This window comes from Subtercola boreus, from assembly GCF_003399625.1.
Taxonomy (GTDB): domain Bacteria; phylum Actinomycetota; class Actinomycetes; order Actinomycetales; family Microbacteriaceae; genus Subtercola; species Subtercola boreus_C.
Map to the genome: position 1 here is coordinate 1 of NZ_NBXA01000068.1, position 2,359 is coordinate 2,359.

Sequence of the window (2,359 nt, forward strand, 5' to 3'; positions counted from 1 at the left end):
GCGCTCACTGAAATTCCCCAGTTCTGCTCACTGAAATTCCCCACCCCGGGTCGCTTCCGCGCATAGAAGCGGGCCTCCCTCGATGCTGATGGTCTTCGACCACACACCAGCTCGAGAAAGGCCCTGTTCCTATGCTTTCAGAGGAGGACGACGTGGACATCCACGCGCTCAAACGACAAGGGATGACGATCAGTGAGATCGCCCGCCGCACCGACCACGACCGCAAAACGATCCGGGCTTATCTGGCCCGACAGGCCGCCCCGGGGCAACGCAAACGTGCCACTCCGGACTTGTTCGACAAGTTCATCGCCTATGTCACGGCGAGGCTTACCGAAGATCCCCACCTCTGGGCGGTGACACTGCTCGACGAGTTACGACCGCTGGGCTTTACCGGCTCCTACCCGACGCTGACTCGCCAGGTTCGGGATCGCGGGTTGCGGCCGACATGCACGGCCTGCGCGCATGTGACGAAACGACCGAACGCGATCATCGAGCACTCGCCCGGGGAAGAGACCCAGTTCGACTGGGTCGAGTTGCCCGACGCGCCGATCGGGTGGGTGTTTCCCACGAAACGCGCCTACGTCCTCGTGGGGTCGCTGGCGCACTCCGGTGTTTGGCGGGCGGTGATCTCACCATCGATGGACCAGCCGCACCTGCTGGCCGCGATGACGGTGCTGCTGGGCCTGCTGGGCGGTGTGACGAAGACCTGGCGGTTCGACCGGATGAGCACGGTCCTGAAGGCCGGGACGAGTGATCTAACGCCGATGTTTGCCGCGTTCTCCAAACATCATGCCGTCAGCGTGGTTGCATGCCGGCCCCGCTCCGGGAACCGAAAAGGGGTGGTGGAGAAGAACAACCACACCGCGGCGCAGCGGTGGTGGCGAAACTTGGCCGATGAGCTCACACCCGAGCAGGCGCAGCACAGCCTCACCACTTTCGCCTCCAGCCAGGACGGGCGGCGCCGTGAGGGTCGGGATGGGTCCACGACCGCGGCGGTCATGTTCGCCGCGGAACGCCTCGCCCCGCTGCCCCCGACGTTGTTCCCCGTCGTCGTGACGGAAGAGCGCACTGCGACAAGGCAGGCGCTGATCGACTGGCGCGGCAACCGCTACTCCGTCCCGCCCGAGCTGGCCGCGACGAAGGTTGTTGTCTATCAACGGCTCGGCGCGGCGACAATCGACATCGCCACGATCTCCGGCATCGTGCTCGCCCGACACCAGATCGCCGAGCCTGGGCTCGGGGTGACGATCCGCGACAGCGGACACGTCACCGCACTCGAAGCGATCGCCTTGGCGTCGGCGCCTCCCGGGCGCCCTCACCGGAAGAAGGAACGCATCCCGCCGGGGACCGGCGCCCGCACCGCCGCCGCAGAACTTGCCGGCACCCCAGCCCCCACCACAACCGTGATCAACCTGGCCGCCTACGAGCAGGCCGCGAAGAACAGGAACACCCTCCAATGACAACACCGACGACACCCCAGACCGCCTCGACCACGATGACCGCAGCGACGTCGGCGAGCATCTACCAGCAGCTGAAAGGCCACCTAGCCGAACTGAAGCTCGCCGACGCAGCCGAGGCGTTGCCGCGCGTCCTCGACCAGGCGCAGGCCGAGGGCTGGTCGCTTACCCAGACACTCGAGCACCTGCTCGCCGTCGAGGTCACCGCCACCGACGCCCGCCGCCTGGCCGGCCGGTTCCGGTTCGCCAACCTCCCCACCGGCGCAACCCTCGACGACTTCGACCTCGACGCCGCCTCCGGCATCGACCGGTCACTGCTCGCCGAGCTGGGCACCTGCCGCTACCTCGAAACCGCAACCAACGTGCTCCTCATCGGCCCGCCCGGCGTCGGGAAAACACACCTCGCCACCGGCCTGGGACACGCGGCAGTGCAGGCCGGTTACCGCACCTACTTCACCTCCGCCGCCGACCTCGCCGCCCGCTGCCACCGCGCCGCGATCGAGGGCAAGTGGGGCACGATGATGCGGTTCTTCGCCGGCCCGACGCTGCTCGTGATCGACGAACTGGGCTACCTGCCGCTGCCCGCCGAGGCCGCGTCAGCGCTGTTCCAGGTCATCAACCAGCGCTACCTGAAAACGTCGATCGTGATCACCACGAACCGGCCCGTCGGCGCCTGGGGCGAGATCCTCGGCGACACCACCGTCGCCGCCGCGATGCTCGACCGACTCCCGCACCGCTCCGTCGTCGTCACCCTCGACGGAGCCTCCTACCGGCTCCGCAACCACACCGCAGCATCCGACGAACTACGCCGCATCACCACCGGCACAAACCTGCGCTAACCTAACCCCGCGACCTGGGGAGTTTCAACGAGCAGGACTGGGGAAATTCGCTGAGCGCCGTCA

At 67.2% G+C, this 2,359-nt stretch carries 2 protein-coding genes; both read left to right on the plus strand.

All coding sequences use genetic code 11. The features are described 5' to 3' along the window. Nucleotides 1-152 precede the first annotated feature (152 nt). A complete protein-coding gene (locus tag B7R21_RS19205) occupies nt 153-1,460 on the plus strand; it encodes an IS21/IS408/IS1162 family transposase (RefSeq protein ID WP_437184199.1) in 1,308 nt (435 codons plus the stop codon). Further along, nucleotides 1,457-2,296 carry an IS21-like element helper ATPase IstB gene (istB, locus tag B7R21_RS19210; protein WP_116284860.1) on the plus strand — a complete coding sequence of 280 codons (840 nt, stop codon included), beginning with the start codon at nt 1,457-1,459 and terminating at the stop codon, nt 2,294-2,296. Before B7R21_RS19205 ends, istB begins: the two co-directional genes overlap by 4 nt. Nucleotides 2,297-2,359 lie beyond the last annotated feature (63 nt).

Bases quoted from the DNA above. Each gene is read 5' to 3' on its own strand.
- istB (WP_116284860.1), top strand. From the start codon at position 1,457: ATGACAACACCGACGACACCCCAGACCGCCTCGACCACGATGACCGCA.